Source organism: Hydrogenophaga defluvii (genome assembly GCF_042665235.1).
GTDB classification, from domain to species: domain Bacteria; phylum Pseudomonadota; class Gammaproteobacteria; order Burkholderiales; family Burkholderiaceae_C; genus Hydrogenophaga; species Hydrogenophaga defluvii_A.
Window position 1 is genome coordinate 13,561 of the sequence record NZ_JBHTBZ010000003.1, and the last position, 20,612, is coordinate 34,172.

The 20,612-nt window shown below is 64.6% G+C and carries 24 protein-coding genes; 13 read left to right on the forward strand and 11 right to left on the reverse strand.

Annotation, left to right across the window (positions count from 1 at the left end; genetic code table 11):
• Positions 1–60 precede the first annotated feature (60 nt).
• From ACFQU0_RS00100 to minE, 6 genes are all read left to right on the forward strand, one after another.
• On the forward strand, positions 61–258 hold the full coding sequence (locus ACFQU0_RS00100) for a heavy-metal-associated domain-containing protein (RefSeq protein WP_382197558.1): 198 nt from the start codon (positions 61–63) through the stop codon (positions 256–258).
• Positions 255–686 (forward strand): Cu(I)-responsive transcriptional regulator, encoded by a 432-nt coding sequence (gene cueR, locus ACFQU0_RS00105; protein ID WP_382197560.1) that lies wholly within the window; start codon positions 255–257, stop codon positions 684–686. Before ACFQU0_RS00100 ends, cueR begins: the two co-directional genes overlap by 4 nt.
• A gap of 99 nt (positions 687–785) precedes the next feature.
• Entirely contained in the window at positions 786–1,280 is a 495-nt protein-coding gene (locus ACFQU0_RS00110) for a Spy/CpxP family protein refolding chaperone (protein ID WP_382197563.1), read from the forward strand.
• 462 nt (positions 1,281–1,742) lie between these two features.
• The gene (gene minC, locus ACFQU0_RS00115; protein WP_382197566.1) at positions 1,743–2,525 is read left to right on the forward strand and encodes a septum site-determining protein MinC; all 783 of its coding nucleotides are present in this window, start codon (positions 1,743–1,745) and stop codon (positions 2,523–2,525) included.
• Between the two features lie 22 nt (positions 2,526–2,547).
• Positions 2,548–3,363 carry a septum site-determining protein MinD gene (minD, locus tag ACFQU0_RS00120; RefSeq protein WP_382197569.1) on the forward strand — a complete coding sequence of 272 codons (816 nt, stop codon included), beginning with the start codon at positions 2,548–2,550 and terminating at the stop codon, positions 3,361–3,363.
• A gap of 5 nt (positions 3,364–3,368) precedes the next feature.
• Positions 3,369–3,629 (forward strand): cell division topological specificity factor MinE, encoded by a 261-nt coding sequence (minE, locus tag ACFQU0_RS00125; RefSeq protein WP_382197572.1) that lies wholly within the window; start codon positions 3,369–3,371, stop codon positions 3,627–3,629.
• Between the two features lie 66 nt (positions 3,630–3,695).
• Here minE and ACFQU0_RS00130 read toward each other — a convergent pair whose 3' ends face one another.
• Positions 3,696–3,938 (reverse strand): glutaredoxin family protein, encoded by a 243-nt coding sequence (locus tag ACFQU0_RS00130; RefSeq protein ID WP_382197575.1) that lies wholly within the window; start codon positions 3,936–3,938, stop codon positions 3,696–3,698.
• Positions 3,939–4,114: 176 nt separating this feature from the next.
• On the opposite strand from ACFQU0_RS00130, the gene ACFQU0_RS00135 reads away from it, so the two are divergent.
• From ACFQU0_RS00135 to ACFQU0_RS00155, 5 genes are read left to right on the forward strand one after another with little or no spacing between them, the layout of a single operon-like run.
• Positions 4,115–4,585 carry a TRAP transporter small permease gene (locus ACFQU0_RS00135; RefSeq protein WP_382197578.1) on the forward strand — a complete coding sequence of 157 codons (471 nt, stop codon included), beginning with the start codon at positions 4,115–4,117 and terminating at the stop codon, positions 4,583–4,585.
• A gap of 21 nt (positions 4,586–4,606) precedes the next feature.
• Positions 4,607–5,923 carry a TRAP transporter large permease gene (locus tag ACFQU0_RS00140; protein ID WP_382197581.1) on the forward strand — a complete coding sequence of 439 codons (1,317 nt, stop codon included), beginning with the start codon at positions 4,607–4,609 and terminating at the stop codon, positions 5,921–5,923.
• A gap of 46 nt (positions 5,924–5,969) precedes the next feature.
• The gene (gene dctP, locus ACFQU0_RS00145; RefSeq protein ID WP_382197584.1) at positions 5,970–6,953 is read left to right on the forward strand and encodes a TRAP transporter substrate-binding protein DctP; all 984 of its coding nucleotides are present in this window, start codon (positions 5,970–5,972) and stop codon (positions 6,951–6,953) included.
• A gap of 12 nt (positions 6,954–6,965) precedes the next feature.
• The gene (locus tag ACFQU0_RS00150; RefSeq protein WP_382197587.1) at positions 6,966–8,282 is read left to right on the forward strand and encodes an aromatic ring-hydroxylating oxygenase subunit alpha; all 1,317 of its coding nucleotides are present in this window, start codon (positions 6,966–6,968) and stop codon (positions 8,280–8,282) included.
• Positions 8,283–8,290: 8 nt separating this feature from the next.
• Positions 8,291–8,758 carry an aromatic-ring-hydroxylating dioxygenase subunit beta gene (locus ACFQU0_RS00155; RefSeq protein ID WP_382197590.1) on the forward strand — a complete coding sequence of 156 codons (468 nt, stop codon included), beginning with the start codon at positions 8,291–8,293 and terminating at the stop codon, positions 8,756–8,758.
• Positions 8,759–8,764: 6 nt separating this feature from the next.
• Here ACFQU0_RS00155 and ACFQU0_RS00160 read toward each other — a convergent pair whose 3' ends face one another.
• Positions 8,765–9,757: an AraC family transcriptional regulator gene (locus ACFQU0_RS00160; RefSeq protein ID WP_382197592.1), complete on the reverse strand. Its 993-nt coding sequence runs from the start codon at positions 9,755–9,757 to the stop codon at positions 8,765–8,767.
• Between the two features lie 265 nt (positions 9,758–10,022).
• Between ACFQU0_RS00160 and ACFQU0_RS00165 the strand changes: the two genes are divergently transcribed.
• The gene (locus ACFQU0_RS00165) at positions 10,023–10,535 is read left to right on the forward strand and encodes a MarR family winged helix-turn-helix transcriptional regulator (RefSeq protein WP_382197595.1); all 513 of its coding nucleotides are present in this window, start codon (positions 10,023–10,025) and stop codon (positions 10,533–10,535) included.
• Between the two features lie 86 nt (positions 10,536–10,621).
• Positions 10,622–11,086, forward strand: coding sequence for a MarR family winged helix-turn-helix transcriptional regulator (locus ACFQU0_RS00170; RefSeq protein WP_382197598.1), 465 nt, complete (start codon positions 10,622–10,624; stop codon positions 11,084–11,086).
• Positions 11,087–11,101: 15 nt separating this feature from the next.
• On the opposite strand, the gene ACFQU0_RS00175 is transcribed toward ACFQU0_RS00170, so the two are convergent.
• The 9 genes from ACFQU0_RS00175 to ACFQU0_RS00215 form a co-directional block, all read right to left on the reverse strand.
• On the reverse strand, positions 11,102–11,836 hold the full coding sequence (locus ACFQU0_RS00175; protein WP_382197834.1) for an SDR family oxidoreductase: 735 nt from the start codon (positions 11,834–11,836) through the stop codon (positions 11,102–11,104).
• Positions 11,836–12,648: a cyclase family protein gene (locus ACFQU0_RS00180; protein WP_382197601.1), complete on the reverse strand. Its 813-nt coding sequence runs from the start codon at positions 12,646–12,648 to the stop codon at positions 11,836–11,838. The genes ACFQU0_RS00175 and ACFQU0_RS00180 overlap by 1 nt, the downstream gene beginning before the upstream one ends.
• A 1-nt stretch (position 12,649) precedes the next feature.
• Positions 12,650–13,903 carry an SDR family NAD(P)-dependent oxidoreductase gene (locus tag ACFQU0_RS00185; RefSeq protein WP_382197604.1) on the reverse strand — a complete coding sequence of 418 codons (1,254 nt, stop codon included), beginning with the start codon at positions 13,901–13,903 and terminating at the stop codon, positions 12,650–12,652.
• Positions 13,900–15,078 (reverse strand): thiolase family protein, encoded by a 1,179-nt coding sequence (locus tag ACFQU0_RS00190; protein WP_382197606.1) that lies wholly within the window; start codon positions 15,076–15,078, stop codon positions 13,900–13,902. Before ACFQU0_RS00190 ends, ACFQU0_RS00185 begins: the two co-directional genes overlap by 4 nt.
• Positions 15,079–15,086: 8 nt before the next feature.
• Positions 15,087–16,052, reverse strand: coding sequence for a Bug family tripartite tricarboxylate transporter substrate binding protein (locus ACFQU0_RS00195; protein WP_382197609.1), 966 nt, complete (start codon positions 16,050–16,052; stop codon positions 15,087–15,089).
• 38 nt (positions 16,053–16,090) lie between these two features.
• Entirely contained in the window at positions 16,091–17,698 is a 1,608-nt protein-coding gene (locus ACFQU0_RS00200) for an ATP-dependent acyl-CoA ligase (RefSeq protein WP_382197612.1), read from the reverse strand.
• A gap of 113 nt (positions 17,699–17,811) precedes the next feature.
• The gene (locus tag ACFQU0_RS00205; protein ID WP_382197615.1) at positions 17,812–18,294 is read right to left on the reverse strand and encodes an aromatic-ring-hydroxylating dioxygenase subunit beta; all 483 of its coding nucleotides are present in this window, start codon (positions 18,292–18,294) and stop codon (positions 17,812–17,814) included.
• Positions 18,291–19,622 (reverse strand): aromatic ring-hydroxylating dioxygenase subunit alpha, encoded by a 1,332-nt coding sequence (locus tag ACFQU0_RS00210; protein ID WP_382197618.1) that lies wholly within the window; start codon positions 19,620–19,622, stop codon positions 18,291–18,293. Before ACFQU0_RS00210 ends, ACFQU0_RS00205 begins: the two co-directional genes overlap by 4 nt.
• Positions 19,623–19,645: 23 nt before the next feature.
• On the reverse strand, positions 19,646–20,605 hold the full coding sequence (locus tag ACFQU0_RS00215) for a Bug family tripartite tricarboxylate transporter substrate binding protein (RefSeq protein WP_382197621.1): 960 nt from the start codon (positions 20,603–20,605) through the stop codon (positions 19,646–19,648).
• Positions 20,606–20,612 lie beyond the last annotated feature (7 nt).

Here is a 20,612-nt window from a genome sequence, read left to right on the forward strand (position 1 = left end):
ACCTTGCCCCGGTGTCAAGCTTCACACTGAAGCCTCATTCCACACACCCAAGGACATCCCATGAAACAAACCTTCACCGTCACCGGCATGACTTGTGGCCACTGCGAGAAAAGCGTCAAGCAGGCCATCTTGGCATTGGATCCCCAGGCGCAGGTGGTCATCGACCGCAGCCACAACCTGGTGGAAGTGAGCAGCGACCAGCCACGCGACAAGATTGCCGCGTCCATTGCCGAAGAGGGCTACGCGGTCGCGCCATGAGACGATCGGACGCCCCCGTGCCCACGGCTTGGCCGGTCAACATCGGCGAAGCTGCCCAGCTGTCTGGCATTTCGGCCAAGATGTTGCGGCACTACGAAGGCCTCGGGCTGCTGGGCACGGTGGCGCGCACCGACAGCGGCTACCGGCTCTACACCCGCAACGATGTGCACACCTTGCAGTTCATCAAGCGGGCGCGGGACTTGGGTTTCTCGATGGCGGACATCGCCGAACTGGTGGGCCTGTGGCTGGACCGGGAACGCTCCAGCGCCAAAGTCAAACAGGTGGCGCAGCGCCACGTGTTGGCCCTGCAAACACGCATTGCCCAACTGCAGGCCATGGAACGCAGCCTCGTGCACCTGACCACTTGCTGCCATGGGGACGACCGGCCGGACTGCCCCATCCTCGACGATCTGGCCGGGCTTCGCTGAACATCGACACTTCTTTACACAACAGGGCTCTCTTCACCAACAAGCCCTTACACGGGCGCTTCAGACTGCAGCCATCCCATCACCGCAAGGAGTCTGAAGATGAAATTCCCCACCAAATCTCTGTTGGCCGCCACCGCCGCGCTGGCCTTGTTGGCCGGCGCACCCGCCATGGCCCAAGGTCAGCACAAAGCCGACGGCCCACGCCACGAACAGATGGTCAAACGCATGGCGGAGCGGCAGACCCAGCTCAAGGCCGCGCTCAAGCTGACACCCGCCCAGGAAGCCGCCTGGGAGCGCTACGTCAGCGCCCACCAGCGGCCGCAGCGCGCCACACCACCCGACCGCGAAGCCTGGGCCAAACTGACCACCCCTCAGCGCCTGGACCAGATGCAGGCCAAAAAAGCCGAGCGTGACGCGCACATGAGCCAGGCCATGGACGCCACCCGTTCCTTGTACGCCGCATTGGATGCCGAACAACAAAAGGTGTTTGACAGCCAGGCACCCATGGCCGGGATGGGCATGGGTGGCAAACACCGCGGCGAACGTGGCATGCACGGCGAACACCGGCACGGTGGCATGCGCCACGGCGGCTGACGCCACCGACCCCCTCAGCCCAGCACACAACCCAGTCGGGAAACCGACTGGGTTTTTTTGCGTTTGTCATGGCCGGTGTGTGGCCGTTCGCCCACCGTTTGTCGGATACACGCCACACACCACCGATCGCAGACTGTCCACAACGTTGTGGATAAAAGAATAACAAAGTGCATGTTATTCACAGGCCAGTGGAAAACCAGCGACTTGTCCCCAATCGCGTGCCCACGCAACAGGCCTGGCCACACAAGCTTGTCCCATTTGCAAGCCATTGATTTCAATATGAAAAGTGCGCTTGTCCACTGTTTTTGCTTGCCTCTACTACGACTACGAATTTGATATAGAAGTCCTAGATAAGAAGTCAGGACACACCCTTTTGCTTCGGCAGACCGCTGGAAGCGGGCCCAGGTGCACCGGCTGGTAAGATTTGCCGCTTGTTCCCCCCGATCGCCTGGTTCACCCCGCATGACCGTTGCCCTGGCTGCCAACGCGCCCACCTTGTTTGACATCAAAAGTGCCCAGCTGCCGCTGGTGGCGCTGCGCGTCAAAACTGATCGGCTGGACCAGGTGGCCGATGAATTGGCGGCCCAGTACGCCGACGTGCCCGACTTTTTCGACAACGACGCACTGCTGATCGATTTTTCCCACATCGACAGCGGGCACAGCACCGACCCCACGCCCATGGCGTTTGAGGCGCTGTTGCAGGCGGCACGCTCGCTGCGGCTGCGGCCGGTGGCGGTGCGGGGTGGTGGAGCGGTCCACGCGCAACTTGCCGAGCAGGCGGGTTTGGTGGTGACAGACGAGGTGTTGCCTGCCAAGACAACGGCTATCACACCGACACCGTCGCCCAGCGTGGCTGCGGCACCGGCACCCACGCCGGTTGAGCCACCTGCAGTGGCCCCGTCTGCCTTGGTGATCGACAAACCGCTGCGCTCAGGCCAGCAGGTGTACGCCCGTGGCCGCGATCTGGTGGTGTTGGCCATGGTCAACCCTGGCGCCGAGGTCATTGCCGACGGCCACATCCACGTCTATGCGCCCTTGCGGGGCAAAGCCATCGCAGGCGCCCGTGGCAACACCGAAGCACGCATTTTTGCCTTGGCCATGGAGCCCGAATTGGTGTCCATCGCCGGCATCTACCGCACCAGCGAAGTGCCCTGGCCCGACGAGGTGCTGGGCAAGCCCACCCAGGTGCGCCTGTTTTCAGGCCCCGACGGCGACAAGCTGGTGATGGATGCCATCAAACCCTGACATTTTTGAGAGTGATTCACACATGGCCAAGATAGTGGTGGTGACTTCCGGCAAGGGCGGGGTGGGCAAAACGACCACCAGCGCCAGTTTTTCGTCTGGCCTGGCCCTGGCCGGCCACAAGACCGCCGTGATCGATTTCGACGTTGGCTTGCGCAACCTCGATCTCATCATGGGTTGCGAACGGCGGGTGGTGTACGACCTGGTCAATGTGATCCAGGGTGAAGCCAATCTGCACCAGGCGCTGATCAAGGACAAGCAGTGCGACAACCTGTTTGTGCTGGCGGCCAGCCAGACGCGCGACAAGGACGCCTTGACCAAGGAAGGCGTGGAAAAAATCCTCAACGACCTGGTCGACATGGGCTTTGAGTACATCGTGTGTGATTCGCCCGCCGGCATCGAAACCGGTGCCTTGTTGGCCATGCACTTTGCCGACGAGGCCCTGGTGGTGACCAACCCCGAGGTGTCCTCGGTGCGCGACTCCGACCGCATCCTGGGCATGCTGGGCAGCAAGACCAAACGCGCCATCGAAGGCAAGGAGCCGATCAAGGAACACCTGCTGATCACGCGCTACAACCCCAACCGCGTGCTGGATGGGCAGATGCTGTCGCTGGAGGACATCCAGGACATCCTGCGCATCAAGTTGATCGGTGTGATTCCCGAAAGCGAAAGCGTGCTGCAGGCGTCCAACCAGGGCACACCCGCGGTCCATCTCAAGGGGTCGGACGTGTCCGAGGCCTACAAGGACGTGATCGCCCGTTTCCTGGGTGAGGACAAGCCGCTGCGTTTTGTTGAAGCGCAGAAGGTGGGCTTGCTCAAACGTCTGTTCGGCGGGAGGTGAGCGGCATGTCTTTCCTGTCTTTCTTGTTGGGCGAAAAGAAGAAGACCGCCAGTGTCGCCAAGGAACGCTTGCAGATCATCCTGGCCCACGAGCGCAGCGGCCGCAGCGCGGCGGAGCCCGACTACCTGCCGCAACTGCAGCGTGACCTGGTGGCCGTGATCAGCAAATACATCAAGATCAACCCCGACGACATCAAGGTGCACCTGGAACGCCAGGACAACCTGGAGGTGTTGGAGGTCAAGATCGAGTTGCCCGAGCCACGCTGAGCGTTTGGTCGAAAAAAAACCTGCCTGCCGCACGCCGCGTCAGGCAGGTTTTTTTGTTTAGGCGATTCAGCGACCCAGCTGAGCCAATGCGGCCTGCAGACCCGCCAAACCACCCACACGCTGGTCGTTGATGAAAATTTGTGGCATCTGGCGCACCGACGGGCCACACTTGGCGTAGAAGGCCAGGCGTTCGGCTTCGTCGTCGATCTTGATTTCTTCGAAATCCAGCGACTTGGTCTTGAGCAGCATCTTGGCCGACTCGCACTGCGGGCAGGCCGATTTGGAATAGACGGTGATGTGGAGTGACATGGCCGTCAGTTTACGGCCTGTGCAGCTTCACACCGTGAGCGCTGGGCAATTCACGCGCGGCTGATCTGCGGAAATGGGATACATGCTGGTCGGAAAGTGGATATCCGACCCGTTCGGTGGCGGCCATGATCTGAACCGCTGCAATTGCGGCGCGTTTTTTCACATTTTTTGCCCCCATGTTCAAGAAGCTCTGGTTTCAGTTTCTCAAGGCATTGGCCATGCTCGCTGGCGTGGTGCTGGCTGTCGACATTTTGCTGATCACCGCCGAGGTGCTGTTTCGCAACCTGGGCTGGCGTGGGCTGGGCTGGGCGTCGGATGTGATCGAGTATTCGCTGCCCTTGTCCACCCTCCTGGTGGCGCCGTGGCTGGTGGCACAAAAAGGGCACGTCAAGCTGGATTTGCTGGTCGAACGCATGGCCTCTGGCCAACGCAATGTGTTGTACCGCTTCACCATGTGGCTGGCCGCTGGGGTGACCGCTGTGCTGGTGTACGCCTCGACCCTGCTGGCGCTGGACACGTACACATCGGGCGCGCTGGTGATGAAAAGCCTGGTGTTTCCGGAATGGTGGGTGATGGCGGCGGTGCCGCCGCTGTTCCTGCTCATAGCCATCGAGTGCCTGCGCAGCGCCCTGGCGGGCGCCGACTGACCGACCCACTGGAGCCAACGCATGATCTGGTGGCAACTCACTTTGCTGATTTTTGGCGCGCTATCGCTGCTGCTGCTCAGCGGCATCCCGGTCGCCTTTGCCTTCATCACCATCAACATCGCTGGTGGTCTGGTGTACCTGGGTGGCATGGACGGGCTGCCGCAACTGGCGCGCTCAGGCATGAGCGCCATCACCAATTTTTCCCTCACGCCCATCCCGTTTTTTTTGCTGATGGGCGAACTGCTCTTGCACACCGGCGTGGCCATGAAAGCGATCGACGCGTTTGACGGCCTCATCTCGCGTGTGCCCGGTCGACTGGCCGTGATTGCGGTGGTGGCCGGCACGGTGTTTTCGGCCATTTCAGGCTCAACGGTGGCCACCACCGCCTTGTTGGGCAGCGTGTTGTTGCCACAGATGTTGGCGCGGGGTTACCACCCCCACATGGGGGTGGGGCCCATCATGGCCATTGGGGGGGTGGACGCATTGATCCCACCTTCGGCCATCACGGTGTTGTTCGGCAGCCTGGCCAGCATCTCGGTCAGTGGCTTGTTGATGGGCGGTGTGGTGCCCGGCATCATGTTGTCGGTGCTGTTCGTGGGCTACATCATCTTCAAGGCATGGCGTCACCCGGAGATGGCGCCGTCGTTCGAAACCCAGCGCTTGCGCGGCTGGCAGCGTTGGCGTCCGGTGGTGGTCTATGTGTCGCCGTTGGTGGGCATCTTCCTCGTTGTCATTCTGGCCATGACCCGGGGCTGGGCCACCCCCACCGAGTCCGCCGCGATAGGCGCACTGGCCACCGTGGCGGTGTGTGCGCTGTACCGCTCGCTCACGCTCAAGAACCTGGCGCAAGCCCTGCTGGGCACGGCGGCGGTGTCGGGCATGATTTTGTTCATCATTTTTGGGGCCACCACGTTTTCGCAGATCCTGGTCTTCACCGGTGCCACCAACGGCATGGTCAATCTCATCCAGGGCCAAGGTTTCAGCGCCGGCACGGTCATCGTGGTGATGATGCTCATCCTCTTGGTGCTGGGCTGCTTCCTTGATCAGGTGGCCATCATGTTGATCACGCTGCCGTTTTTCATGCCCATCGTGCAGCAGTACGGCATCGACCCGGTGTGGTTCGGCATCCTGTTCATGATCTGCATGCAGCTGGGTTTGCTCACACCGCCCTTTGGCACTTTGCTCTTCACCATGCGCAGCGTGGCGCCGGCCTCTGTCACCACGCTGGACATCTACCGTGCCGTGTTGCCTTACGTGGGTTTTGGCCTGCTGGTGCTGGTGCTGGTGTTTTATTTTCCGGCCCTTGCCACCTGGTTGCCTGCGGCCATGTCCCGCTGAGTTTGCTCAACGCTTTTTCAACCCCCCTCCCCAAGGAGTGCTTTCCATGAACGCCCGTCTTTCCCGCCGCAGCCTGTGCACGGCCGTTGCCCTGACCCTGGGCCTGGCCGCCTCTGTTTCTGCCTCGGCCCAGGAGGTCACGCTCAAGGCCGTCAACGCCTTCCAGGAGGGCACCTACTTCGCCAAGAACTTCGAGCGTTTCATCAAGAAGGTGAACGACGAAGGCAAAGGTGTGGTGCAGATCAACTACATCGGTGGTCCCAAGGCCATTCCCACCTTTGACCAGGGCGCTGCCTTGCGCAACGGTGTGGTCGATCTGGCCAACACCTCGGCGTCTTTCACCGCCAGCCTGGTGCCCGAAGGCCTGGCACTGAACTACACCCACATGACCATGGCCGAGCTGCGCAAAAACGGCGGCCTGGAACAACTCAACAAGGCCTACCAGGACAAAGGCCTGTACTACTTCGCCCGTACCGGCGAAAACATCCCGTACCACATCTACACCAACAAGAAGATCGACAAGGCCGACCTCAACGGCCTGAAGTTGCGCATCGCGCCCATCTACCGCGATTTCTTCCAGAAGCTGGGCGCCACCGTCGCCACCATCCCACCCGGTGACGTGTACACCGCCCTCGAGCGTGGTGTGGTCGACGGCTATGGTTGGCCGCTGCTGGGCATCTTCGATTTGGGCTGGCAGGAAAAGACCAAGTACCGCCTGGACCCCGGCTTCTACACCATCGAATTGGGTGTGGTTTTCAGCGCCAACGCCTGGAAAAAGCTCACCCCGGCGCAACGCGCTTTCATGGAAAAACAAGGCGCCTGGCTGGAAAGCCTGAACGCCGAGGACGCTGCCCGCGACGTGCCCGCCGAACTGAAAAAGCAGGAGGCTGCCGGTATTCAGACGGTCAAGCTCGACCCGGCCCAGGCGGCTGTTTTCCTCAAGACCGCATCGGACGCGGCCTGGGACGGTATCGTGCGCACCAGCCCCACGTATGGGCAGACCCTGCGCAACCTGATGGCGCCGAAATAAGGCACTGGACCGATGAGCTCGCCCTTGTCCGCGGCGTCCATCCGTGACCTGGTCCGTGCGGACCAGGTCCACAAGGACCTGTACCTCAGCCCCGAACTGTTCGCTTTGGAGCAGCGCGAGTTTTTTGGCAACACGTGGCAATACGCCGGCCATGTGAGCCAGATACCCAACGCGCTGGACTACATCACGGTGGACATTGCCGGCCAGTCGCTGTTGATCCTGCGTGACAACGAGGGCGCCGTGCGGGCCCTGCACAACCGCTGCGCGCACAAGGGTGTGCGGCTGTACACCGCCGAATCGGGCCAACTGGGCGCGCGTTTTTTGCGTTGCCCCTACCACGCGTGGAGTTACCGGTTGGATGGCGCGCTCGCGTCGTACCCGCTGCGCGCCGGGTACGAAGGCACGGGCATGTGCGAGTCCGCCAACGGGCAAGGGCTGGCACCGGTCAGCGGCCTGAAGGTGTACCGGGGTTTCATCTTCGTCCGCGTCAACCCCGAAGGCCCGAGTTTCGAGGACTACTTCGGCGAGGCCGTGGCCGCGCTGAACCAGATGGTGGACCGTTCGCCCAGTGGTGAGCTGGTGATCGAAGGCGGTGTGCTGCGCAACACCATCCACTGCAACTGGAAGTTCTATCTGGAGAACATCAACGACACGGTGCATCCGGTCAGCACCCACGAGTCGGCGGTGCGCGCGGCGCAGTCGCAGTGGACCGAGACCGACCCTAGCGTGCCCAAGCCGCTCGCCATCGAACAGATCCTGCCCTTTGGTCAGCCCTACGCCTTTTTTGAGGGCATGGGCGGGCGTGTGCTGCCCCACGGCCACAGCATCTCGGGCACGCGGGCCAGCGTGCACTCTGGCTACGGCGAACTGGGCGACTACGTGAAGGCGCTGTCCGTCGCCCATGGGGAGGAGCGCGCCAAGGCCATTCTGGAACACTCGCCACAGAACGTGGTGCTTTACCCCAGCCTGGCGGTCAAGGGCTCGCCCCAGACCATCCGCGTGATCCGCCCGGTGGCGGTGGACCGCACGGTGATCGAGGCCTGGAACTTCCGCACCGTGGGCGGGCCCGACCTGCTGTTTGACCGCGCGCTCAACTACAGCCGCCTGGTGTTTTCGCCCATGTCCATCGTGGCACATGACGACATCCATCTCTTTGAGCAGCAGCAGCAGGGCCTGCGCTCAGGCCCCAACGATTGGGTCAGCCTGCACCGCGATTTCAACGCGGCCGAGCTGGACACGCTGCCCATGGACACCAACGGCAGCAGCGAGCTGCTGATCCGCAACCAATACCGGGCCTGGGCAGCGCACATGACCCGCCGCATCGCTTGAGGTTTGCCATGTTGGCCATGCTGCAAGACTTCATTTACGACGAGGCCCGTCTGATCGACTCGGCCGATTACGAGGCCTGGTTGGCGCTGTTTGCCGACGACGGCCGCTACTGGGTGCCGCTCAAGGGCCAGGCACAAACCGAAGACGAGCGCCACAACGCCATCGCGGACGAAAGCCCTTTGTTGTTGCGCCTGCGCGTGGCCAGGCTGCGCGGCGACCGCGCCCATTCACAACAGCAACGCAGTCAGTGCCAGCACGTGTTGCAAACGCCGCGCCTGCTGTCTTCCGATGCCGGTGTGCACACACTGCACACGCCTTTCACCTACGCGGAAAGTCGGGGCGAAGAGATGGTGGTGTTGCACGGCCACTGTGTGCACCGTTTGCGCGAGACGCCTGAGGGCTTGCGCATCGCGCTCAAGCGCGTGAACCTGGTCAACGCGCACAGCCGGCTGCCCATGATCCAGCTGTTCCCCTGAGGAAACTCAGCCGCCTTTGAGCGTTTGTGTGGGCGTGTTGCCGAAGCGCTTTTTGTAGTAGCCGGCAAAACGGCCCATGTGGGTGAAGCCGTTTTCCATCGCAATGTCGGTGACCTGCACGCCACGTTGTGTCAGGTGGGCCTTGCGCAGGCTGTCGTGCACGCGGTCCAGCTGCACGCCACGCACATAGGCCAATGGCGACTGGTCGTAGCGGCGGCGGAAAGCCGCCTCCAGGGTGCGCGGGCTCACGCACGCGGCGTTGGCGATGTCGGCCACGGTGAGGCGGTCGCTGGCATGGGCCTGGATGTAGTCGATGGCCCGCGACAGTGCCCGGTGGCTGTTGGCAGACAAGGGCAACGTGGCCACCGGCAGGCGCTCGGGCTCGTTGAACAACATGCGCAGGCCGGCCACCAGAAAACCTTCCATGGCCTGCTGCATGCCCGGCTGTGCCAGCCACTGGTCGCCAAAGTGGTGCAGGCTGTGGGTCATGTCCAGCACCGATTGCCACCACGCCGCCACCGAAGGTGTGGCCCGCGGCAAGGCCAGGGTGAGGCCACCGTCTTCGGTGTGTGGGGCTTGGCCCACCACGTCTTCCAGTACCCGGCGCGGCACTTCCAGCAGCACCATCTCGCAGTCGGGGCTCCAGTTCATGCGGGTGAGTTGGCGGGGGTGCAACACGCCCATGGTGCCGGCATCGAGGGTGGCGCTGCGGCCGGTGCATTCGGTGATGGCCTGGCCTTGCAAGGGCAAGAGCAGCATGTAGAAGTCGCCGCGTTCACCCGGATCGATCTCGACTTCGGCCCCGTAGGTGAGCACATTGATGCCGAGCTGGCTCAGCCGCACCCGGTTGTGCCGCAACTGCAAATCGCAGGTTTGTCCGCGCATGGCCAGGCGGTGGGGCGAGAACACGTTGCCCATCAACGCGCTGGCCTCGTCGGCCGAGCGCGAGCGGAACAGGGGAAAACGGTCAAGAAGGTGGGACTCGCTGCTCGTGTGCATAAGGCCTTGGTCGGTGTACCGGTCGGACTGTCGCAACGCGGGGGGCGCAGGGCACCGATCCATTCATGCTAACTGTTTTAGAACTAAACAATGATGGGGAAATCCCAGGTCTGTCAGCAGGTTTCATCGCGTAAATCGGATGCTGCGAAGCGGAAAGTGGATTGTGGGCAGGCGGCGCCTGACACACACTGCTCCATGCCCTTTTGCACAGCGCAGACCTTGCACGACGCAAGTTTCATTCCAGTGCTGGGGCGTGGCCAATACCATGGAACTGAGTTCACTCACCGAATCCCCTTCCGACGCCCTGTTTGATGGCGGCGCCCTCTCTGGCACCGATGAACGGCAGGCGGTGCGTCTGTGGCTGCGCCTGCTGGGGTGCACCCACCGCCTGGAGCAGGCGTTGGGCCAGCGACTGCGCCGCAACTTCGGCACCAGCCTGGCGCGCTTCGACTACCTGGCCCAACTGCAGCCCTACCCCGAGGGTTTGCGCATGAAGGCCTTGTCGCGCCGCTTGATGGTGACGGGCGGCAACATCACCGGTCTCACCGACCAGTTGCTGGCCGAGGGTTTCGTCACGCGTGAGGTCGATGTCAACGACCGCCGGTCCCACATCGTGCGCATCACGCCACAGGGGCTGGCCACTTTTGAGCGCATGGCCGTGGCCCACCGGCAGTGGGTGGACGCCTTGCTGGCCGGTGTGACCGAACCGGATCGCCAGATGCTGCACCGCTTGCTCGGTGGCCTGGCGAAATCGCTGGACGCTTTGCCTGCCGATTGAAAGGCGGGGGCGGGCAGCCGGGCTATCATTGCCCATGCCGTCTTTCCCGTTTTGTTGGCCTGGCGCCGGTCGCAGGCGCTGCCCCCATGGTTGACCCCCTGCCCGAAGAGCTCGATTCGCTGCCTTTTGTGGACGACTACCTGCCGGCCTTGCTGGCCCAGGCCAGCAAACTCATTTCCAGTGAGTTCCACGAGGTGGTGCAGTTGGCCGGGTTTTCCGTCACCGAGTGGCGCATCCTGGCGACCTTGGCCAGCAAGCCCGGCTTGAGCATTGGCGGGTTGGCCGACATCACGGTGAGCAAACAACCCACGGTCACACGCCTGCTGGACCGCATGGAAGCCAAGGGGCTGGTGCAGCGCTATCCCCACGACACCGACCGGCGGGTCACCATGGTCCGCATCACGCCCCAAGGCCGCACCATCGTGGCCGATTTGATGGAACAGGCCAAGGAACACGAACACCGCGTGTTGCAGCCCTTTGGCCTCAAACGCGCCGAGAGCCTGAAGGTGACCCTGCGGCGCATCATCGAGCTGCACCGCGGCAGCGCCTGAGCGCCTGCTGGCGCTTTACAGGGCCAGGCTGCCCACGCTGGTGCCGCCACACACGTACAGCACCTGCCCGGTGACGAAGCTGTTGGCGGGGTCGGCGAAGAACGTGACGGCGCGTGCCACGTCGGCCGATTCGCCCAGGCGGCGCACCGGCACCGAAGCGGCCAGGGCCTTTTCCTTGTCGCTGCCCTGCTGCACCACGTCGTAGAACATGTCGGTGCGGATGGGGCCGGGTGCCACCACGTTGACGGTGATGCCCTCGGGCGCGAGCTCCAGCGCCCAGGTGCGTGCCATGCCCAGCATGCCGGCCTTGGTGGCCGAGTAGCTGGTGCGGGTTTGCAGGCCCAGCGCGGCGCGCGAGGACAGCAGCACCACACGGCCGAAATGCCTTGCGCGCATGGTCGGCAGCGCGGCCTGCACCATCTGGATGGCGCAGCCCAGGTGCAGGTCCACCAGGGCGTCGAGGTCGCTCAGTTTCACCTCGGGCAACAGCGCGGCGCGGATCACGCCGGCGTTGTGCACCACGGTCGTCACCTCGTGTTGTTTCACCATCGCGGCCACGGCTTCGGCGGTGGCCGCGCGGTCGGTCAGATCGACCTCGATGTTGTGCAGTTTGGGATGCTGGATGTCGGCGCTGCGGCGCGACAGCGAAATCACCTCGTAGCCCTGTTCAAGCAACTGTTCGCAGATCACCTTGCCGATGCCGGCGCTGCCACCAGTGACAGCCGCGATTTTGTTGGGTTGGGACGCCATCATTTGTTTTCCTCCACCAGTGCCATCACCCGCAGCGGGCTGCCGCTGCCGTTTTCAATCTTCAACGGCGCCGCCACCACCAGCGCGCCGGTGGGCGGCAACTGGTCGAGGTTGGTCAGGCACTGCAGGCCGTATTTGCCGGCGCCGTGCATCAGCGAGTGGCAGGGGTAGGGCGGGCGCAGGTGGTAGCCCTGGCCGGCGTCGGTGCCGATGGCCTCCGAGCCAAAGCCCAACACGTCGCGTTCCTCCACCAGGAAACGCACGGCCTCGGTGCTGGGGCCGGGCGTGTGCTGGCCGGTTTCGTCGAAGTTTTGGTAAGCCTCGCCGTCGCGTGCCTTGGACCAGCGGGCCGACCAGTCGGTGCGCATCAACACCCAGGCGCCTGCTGGGATGCGGCCGTGCGCGGCCTCGAAGGCTTCGATGTCGGCCACGGTCATCAGGTAGTCGGGGTCGGCCGCGCTTTGGGCGCTGCAGTCGATCACGCAGGCCGGCGCCATGAAGTGCTGGGCCGGGATGGTGTCCACCGAGTTGTTGGGCAGGTCGCGGCCCGAGATCCAGTGGATGGGCGCGTCGAAGTGCGTGCCCGTGTGTTCGCCACACGAGAAGTTGTTCCAGTACCAGCCCGGACCGCGTTCGTCGTAGGCCGAGACCTGCTCGATGCGGAAGGGCTGGCACTGGCCCATTTCGGGCGGCAGCGCGATGGCGGGGAAATCGGGGCTGAGCGTCTGCGTCAGGTCCACGATGCGGATGCGGCCCGTCATCAGGGCCAGGGCCAGGCTGCCGAGCAGGCCGGTGGTGTGGGTTGTGTTCATGTCACATGCCTCCTGCGGCCAGTTCGCGTTCGAGGACCTTGGGGTTGTCGCGCCAGCGCTGCAGCCACTCCTGCGCCACGTCGCCGGGGTAGACGTCTTCCACCCCATCGCGCAAGGCCTTGACGATGGCGTTGGCCAAGGCCGAAGGCGCCACCTTGGGCGGCGGAAGGTTCTGGTTCCATTCCTCGTCGATGGGGCCGGGGAAGACGTTGATGACGCGGATGCCGGCCGGGCGCATCTCGGCACGCAGGTTCTGCGACAGCGACAGCGCCGCCGCCTTGGACGCCGAAAAGGTGCCCTGCGCGGGGAAGTTGCTCAAGGCGAAGATGGACAGCAGGTTGACCCAGGCGGTGGCGTGGGTCACGCCGTCGGCCGATCGGCCCTTGAGTGCCGGTCCGAAGGCCTGGGCCAGGCGCAGCAAACCGAAGTAGTTGACCTCCATCTCGGCTTTGGCCACGTCGGTGCCACGCCGGGCCGAGATGCCAAAGGCACGGTGGTACTCGGCGGTGTTGACGACGATGTCCACCTTGCCGCCGATCTCGCCGGCCAGCTCGCGCACCGAACGTTCGTCGGTCAGGTCCAGCGGCACCAGCGTGACCTGCGGCAAGGCCGCGATCTCGGGCAGGCCGGGCAACTTTTTCCAGGGCTCGGCATGGCCCACCCACACGATGTCGGCGCCGGCTTTCACCAAGGCCTTGACCACCGCCTGGCCCACGGCGCTTTTGCCGTCGGTGACCAGCACCTTGCGGTGTTGCGGGTCGCTGCCCATTTCGCGCAGCATCTTGTCTTGCTCCATGCTTTCGCTCGCTTTCTCGGGGAAGCCGATCAATACGGCCTGGCCGGCACGGTCCAGGCGCACGCCCACCCGCACGCGGCAGGGCGCAGGCCCGACCTCGCTATGCAGGTGCACCATCACACTGGGGCCGGCGTCCAACTGCACCATGCCCAGTGGCCAGGGCAGGCGTTCGCGGAAGTAGAGGTCGTTGCTGTGGTCCAGCGAGGTGGTGGCCAGCAGCTGGCCGGCACCACTTTGTGGTTGCCAGCGCAGGTCGTCCGACACACAGCGGTGGCAGGCTTCGCGCGGCGGGTACTGCACCGCGCCGCAGCACCCGCACACCTGCAGATCGAACCGGCCCTCGGCGGCACCTGCCGCCAGGCCCAGGGCCACGCGGCCGCGCGCACTGGGCGGCAGGTTCATTTGCTGGGTGCGCAGGACGGGGTTTTTGCGCGGGGGTTTCATCATTGGGATGCTCATGCGGATTTCCCCAGGATGACCGCGCCCGTGCACAGGCAACGGTCGTAGGTGACCATGCCGAAGCCACCGACGAGACCAAGTTGGGCATCTGCCACCGCGCGTTCGCCGGCCTGGCCGGTGAGCTGCCGCAGGGTTTCGGTGAGGCCCAGGAAACCACCGGCCGCGCCGGCTTGTCCGGCCGAGAGCTGGCCACCGCTGGTGTTGTTGGGGAAGTCGCCGTCGTGGGTCATGCGGCGCTCGCGCACAAAGGCCGGGCCTTCGCCCTTGTCGCAAAAGCCCAGGTCTTCAAACTGCATCATCACGATGACCGGGTAGTCGTCGTAGGTCTGGATCAGGTCGATGTCGGCGGGCTGGGCGCCGGCCATGGCGTAGAGCTCGTCGCGGTCCACACGCCAGCCGCCGCGCACCATCACCGGGTCGTCGGCGTAGGCGTTGTGGCGCTCGATGGCGCCGCGAAGCAGTGCGTGGGGCAGGCCCAGCTCGCGCGCTTTGGCCTCGCTCATCACCAGGAAGGCTTCGGCGCCGGCACAGGGCATGACGCAGTCGAACAGGTGGATGGGGTTGGAAATGGCTTTGGCCTGGAGGTATTCGTCCAGCGTCAGCGGCTTCTTGAACAGGGCGTTGGGGTTCTTGAGCGCGTTGCTGCGTTGGTCCACCGCGATGCGGCCGAAGTCGGCGCGGGTGGCGCCGTACTGGCGCATGTAGTGGTCGGTGATGAAGGCGAACATCGAGTTCGGCCCACCGGCACCGTAGGGGTAGGTGGCGTCACGCGCGAAGTCGCTGAAGGCGCCCAACGTCTGGCGGAAGGAATCGACGTGGTTGGTGTCGCCGGCCAGGCAGGCCACGATGTTGGCGTCGCCACACTGCACGGCGCGGGCGGCGCGGCGCAGCGCCATCACGCCCGAGGCGCCACCGGTGGGGATGTGGTCCAGCCAGCGCGGCGACAGGCCCAGGTGTTGGGTCACGCCCACGGCGGTGTCGGGTACGAGCGAAAAGCTGCTGACGGTCAGGCCATCGATCTGCGCCTTCTCCAGCCCCGATTGCTGCAGCAGCGCGTGCAGTGCCTGGCCCAGGAACCAGTGTGCGCCGCGCGTGGAATAACGTTCGTAAGGCACGGTGACCGGGACGGCCACCGCAACACCTTCGTAGCCTTTGCGTGTGTGGAAATGCGCCATGCGTGAAATCACTCGATCCGGATGCCTGCGCTCTTGATGATGCGCGAGAACTTGACGGTGTCGTTCTGGATGGTCTGGGCAAACTGCTCCGGCGTGCCGGCCACCACGGTCATGCCCATGGCGGACAGTTGCTCGCGCACCTCGCGCAGCTGCAGGATGCGCACGATCTCCTGGTTGAGCTTGGTGATGATGGCCTTGTCCACGCCGGCCGGGGTGAGGAAGCCGATCCAGGTGACCAGATCGACACCGGGCACACCGGCTTCGGCCAACGTGGGCACGTCAGGCAACAGCGGGCTGCGCGCGGCGCTGGTGACGGCCAGGGCGCGCACCTTGTTGCCCTTGATGTGGGCCATGGCGGGGCCCAGCGCGTCGAAGATGACGGGCACGGTGCCGCCGATGGTGTCGGTCATGGCCGGTGCGCCGCCTTTGTAGGGGACGGCCAGCAGGTCGGCACCGCTGCTGGCCTTGAAACTTTCGCCCGCCACCTGGGCCGGCAGCGCGCCGTGGGCGTAGGCCAGCTTGCCACCTTCCTGTTTGGCCAGGGCCAGCAGCTCCTTCACGTTTTGTGCCTTCACGCTGGGGTGCACGGCCAGCACCATGGGCATGTGGATGGCCAGGGTCACGGGCGCGAAGCTGGTCACCGGGTCGTAAGGCAGCTTGGCATAAAGCGAGGGGTTCATGGCCAGCGTGGAATCGATGGCGACAAACAGGGTGTGGCCATCGGGCGCGGCCTTGGCGGCGGCTTCGGCACCGATCAGGGTATTGCCACCGGGCTTGTTGTCCACGACCACGGGCTGTTTCCAGCTTTCCGTCAGGCGCGCGGCCACGGCGCGGGCCACGGTGTCGGTGCCACCACCGGGCGGGAAGGGCACGATGATCCGGATGGGTTTGCTGGGGTAGCTGGCTTGCGCCACGGCCGCCAGTGGCAGGCAGGCGGCACACAACATCAGCAACAGGGCGCGTTTGGCTTTCATGGGGTCGCTCCGGGGTCGTGGGGTCACAGGGGTTGTGGTCAGCGCTTGAGCTGGTAGCCGGCCGCCTCGCGGTCCCAGGTCTGGGGTGTCACGCCGCGTTCGCGCAGCTTGAACTTCTGGATCTTGCCGTTTTCGGTGGCGGGCAATTGCGGCAGGAATTCCACGTAGCGTGGCACCGCAAAGTAGGACAGGCGCGGTTCGCAAAACTGCATGAGTTCGATCTCGCCCAGCGTGGCGCCTTCGCGCAGCACGATGGTGGTCATGACCTCGTCTTCCGCCATCTCGCTCTTGACCGGGAACACCGCTGCCACCTCCACCGCCGGGTGGCTGAGCAACACCTGTTCGACTTCGTAGGACGAGATGTTCTCGCCACGGCGGCGGATGGCGTCTTTGAGCCGGTCCATGAAGGTGAAGTAGCCGTCGGCGTCGCGCACCACGCGGTCACCGGTGTGGAACCACAGGTTGCGCCAGGCCTCCACCGTTTTTTCGGGCATGCCGAAGTAGCCGGTGGCAAAGGCGTAGGGCTCGCTGGCGCGCAGCATCAGCTCGCCGGGGGTGCCGGCAGGCACTTCGTTGTCGTCGTCGTCCACCACGCGCGCATCAAAGCCAGGGCGCACCTTGCCCATGGTGCCGGGGCGTTGTTCGCTGATGTCGGCGCCGATGACGAAGTTGGTTTCGGTGGAGCCGTAGCCATCGAGCAAGGCCAGGCCAAAATGGGTGGTGAAGTCGGCGTGGAACTGCGGCGGCACGCCGGGCGCCAGGGCGATGCGCACGCGGTGGGCCTTGTCGTCGGGCGTGGCGTCTTTGGACAGCAGGATGGGCACCATGGCGCCCAGCACGTAGGTGACGGTGGCCTGGTGACGCACCAGCGAGGACCAGAAGGCCGAGGCCGAGAACCGTTTTTCCACCACCAGCGTGGCGCCCCGCATCAGTGCCTGGAAAAACGCGTTCATGGCGTTGGTGTGGAACAGGGGCAAGGTGGTCAGCAACACGTCGCCTTCGACCAGGCCGAGCAGGGTGGCGGTGTGGGCGCCCCACCAGAAGAACTGCGCGTGGGGGCAGCACACGCCCTTGGACAAACCCGTGGTGCCCGAGGTGTAGAGGATGGCCAGGGTGTCGCCAGGGCGCACGGGGGCGGGGTCGGCGCGCTCCGTGCCGGGCGTGCTGGGGTAGGGTTGGCAACGCGTGTCGGTGGCTATGGCCTGGTCCAGCACCCAGATGGTTTCCAGGGGCAGTGGCCCGCCCTCTTGCTGGTCCAGCGCCTGCACCACCTGCAAGCCGTCGGCCTCGGTGACCAGCAGGCGCGCGCCGGAGTTGGTGAGGATGTGGCGCAGCTGCGCGCCGCGCGAGGCGGTGTTGATGGGCACGGCCACCGCGCCGATCCAGGCGCAGCCCAGCAGCACCTGCATGAACTCGGCGCGGTTGGAACACAGCAGGGCCACGCGGTCGCCGGTGCGCAGGCCGGCGCGCTGCAGCACGGCGCCGTAGGCCTGGGCCTGGTCCAGGGCCTGGGCAAAACTCCAGCGCACCTCGCCGGCCACAAACAGCGGGCGGTCGCCGTGGCGCTGGGCCTGGCGGCGCAGCAGCTCGGGCACGGTGCGCCGCTCGGGCGCGAAATCTTGGGCGAAGGTGGTCAGCAGGTCCATGGCGGTCGGGTGTGCGAGTTGGCAGGTTGAAGTGTCCGCCAGGGCCGGCGGCGGCTCAATCCGGTTTGCGACCACCGGTGTCCGTAAAACGCAGATCGGGGTCTGCGGCGGGGTCACATGAAAAGCTGGATGTTGCCGAAGGCGGCGTCGCAGTTGACCAGGTCCACGCGTTTGAGCTGGATGCGCAGGGTGCCGCCTTGCCACACCAGGGTGTGGGTGGCCCAGCCGGCGTAGAGGGTCTGGGTGTCGCGCCGGCTTTCGACGTAGTGGAAGGCGGTGCGGCAGGTGTAGAGGCCGGCCGTGTCGTCGCGCGCGGTGACCACGGGTTGCTGCAGCAGGTGGTGGCAGCGGCTGGTGGGCTGCTGCGAGAAGGTGCGCGCGCCGTGCAGGCGTTCGATGCGCACCTTGAGCAGCAGCTTGTCCTCAAACATCAGCGAGGCGTGCAGGCGCGGGTCGGTCTGGCCGTGGGCCAGGGGCATCCAGTAGCGACCGTCTTCGGTGAACAAGGCCAGCCAGTCGTCGAAGCGCAGTTCGTCGAGCAGGCTGGCCTCGGCCACCACGAAGTCGATGAGTTGCTGGTTCGTGGGCGTGCTCATTGGGCGGCCTCCGTGGGCATGCTGGCGGTCATGAACTTGACCCAGGCGCGCATCTGGCTGCGCATCTGCATTTCGTTGGTGCCGTTGGTGACGACGTTGGTCTGGTTCACCTCGGCCGGGTCGTACAGGCGGGCCACGTTGATCCATTGCGAGCCGCGCGAGTGCAGCGCGGTCTGGGCGCGTTCGTACATTTCCAGGTCATCGTGCCCCACCACCGAGGTGGGCGCGTTGATAAGGCGGTTGTACATGAGGGTGCGTTCCAGCAGCAGGTCGGGCGCGCCCACGAGGCGGAAGGTCCAACTCTCCACCAGCGTTTTGTCTGCCGCGATGGGTTTGAACAGGCGCAGGGTCTGGATGGGGCCCTTGACCATGATGTTGGGGAAGTAGACGGTGTTGTGCCGCACGTCGCCCAGGATGGCTTGGGCGCGTTCTTCGCCGTAGGCGGCCACCATCTGCTCCATGTAGCCGGGCACGGCCGAGTAGTCGGCGTGGATGGAGTCGCTCACACCGGTGTGGCCGTGGCCGTTGTCCCACACGCGTATGCCCATGTTCTCGAAGAACTCGTAGGGACTCACGAAGGGCGCGAACAGCTCCACCGCCATGGGCTTGGGCGTGCCAGGTGGCGCGTTGTTCCAGACCTGTACGGCGGTGCCGGCCGACGACTCGTGCGCCACCATGGGGTGGCAGGTGTCGGTCTGGTTGTCCACCAGCATCTTCCAGTTGCAGTGGTGCATGTAGCGCATCACGCCACCGGCCACCTCCAGCTTGCCTTCGGGCGAGCGGTCAACCATGTTGTCCAGCGTGCTGAGCGACTCGCCGAAGAATTCATCGAAGCCAATGCCCTCGGGGTTGAGGCGGCAGAACACGAAGTCACGGTACACCTGCACCGCGCCGACGGGCACCATGCCATGTGAGGCTTCACAGCTCTCCAGGCCGGTGTTGTCGTAGCCTTTTTTCAGCGGGATGGACAGCAGCTTGCCGTCGGTGCGGAAGGTCCAGGCGTGGTAGGGGCAGCGGAAAAATTTGCCGGTGTTGCCACAGCCATCGGGGGCCACTTGCACACCTTTGTGTGGGCAGCGGTTGTAGAGCACGCGCACGCTCTGGTCGGTGTGGCGCACCATCACCACGGGCTGGGTGCCCACGGTGGTGGTGTAGAAGTCGCCCGCCTTGGGCACCTGGCTGGCGTGGCCCACATAGACCCAGGTGTTGGCGAAGAGGTGCGCCATCTCCAGATCGAAGATCTCGTCGTCGATGTAGCAGTCCTTGTGCACCTCGGTTTCGCGCACCAGGGCCGCAACCGCTTGCGGGTGCTTGTGGTACTTGGCCATGCCAGTCTCCTCTGCTTGCGTGTTCAGTCGAGCTTGATGTTGGCTTCGCGGATCACCTTGCCCCAGCGCTCGCGCTCTTTGGCGGCGAAGCTGGCGGCTTGGGCGGCGGTGGTGGGCATGGGCTCGATGCCCAGCACCTGCATGCGGGCTTTGACCTCGGTGGAGTTGAGCGCGTCGTTGAGGTGTTTGTTGAGCTTTTGCACCGAAGCAGCGCTGGCGGCGGTGGGCACCACCAGGGCCTGCCAGGCGTAGGCTTCAAAGTCCTTCAGGCCTTGTTCGGCGAGGGTCGGAATCTCGGGCATGGACTTCAGGCGCTGCAGGCTGGCCACGCCAATGGGGCGCACCTTGCCGGAGGTGAGAAAGGCGCCACCGCTGGAGGTGTCCACAAACATGAAGGGCAGTTGACCGCCCACCACGTCGGCCATGGCGGGCGCGGCGCCACGGTAAGCGATGTGGGTCAGCGGCGTGCCGATCTGGGTGCGGAAGTACTCGGTCACCAGGTGGTGCGGGCTGCCCGCGCCTGGGCTGCCGTAGGCGGCCAGTTTGGGGTCGCTTTTTATCCAGGCCAGAAACTCCTTGAGGTTCTTGGGCGGCGCGCTGGGGTTGACCACCAGCACCAGTGGGAAGCGGGCGATCATGCCCACGGGGGCAAAGTCTTTTTCGGCGCTGTAGTTGAGCTTGCTGAACAGAAAGGGGTTGGCGCCCAGCACGGCCGAGTCGGCGGTGAACACCGTGTTGTCCACATCGCGTGATTTGGCCACGTAGTCGGCCGCGATGTTGGAGCCGGCACCGGGTTTGTTGGTGACGATGACGGTGTGGTTGATCGATTTGCCCATGGCATCGGCCAGCATGCGGGCCACCACATCGGAGCCGCCCCCGGCAGCGTAACCGACCACCCACTCGATGGGTTTGTTGTTGTCAAAAGCCATGGCCGACAAGGGCATCACGGCCAGCAGGACACGCGCGAGCAGTTTGGAAATCATGGACGGT